1 rRNA gene is annotated in these 223 nt (G+C 51.6%); it reads right to left on the bottom strand.

What is annotated here, in order from left to right:
- A 16S ribosomal RNA gene (locus tag M3194_RS31120) occupies positions 1-181 on the bottom strand; the annotation flags it as partial.
- Positions 182-223: the final 42 nt, after the last annotated feature.

Raw genomic sequence — 223 nt, forward strand, 5'->3', positions numbered from 1 at the left:
ATTCGCGTATCCGGTATTAGCATTCGTTTCCGAATGTTATCCCAGTCTTATGGGCAGGTTACCCACGTGTTACTCACCCGTCCGCCGCTAATCTTGTCCCGAAGGACAAGATCCGCTCGACTTGCATGTATTAGGCACGCCGCCAGCGTTCGTCCTGAGCCAGGATCAAACTCTCCATGAAATGGTGTTTTCATCGTTCGACCGAAACCGATCGACGAAAACC

Origin of the sequence: Paenibacillus glycanilyticus (assembly GCF_023715145.1) — a bacterium.
Classification (GTDB): domain Bacteria; phylum Bacillota; class Bacilli; order Paenibacillales; family Paenibacillaceae; genus Pristimantibacillus; species Pristimantibacillus glycanilyticus_A.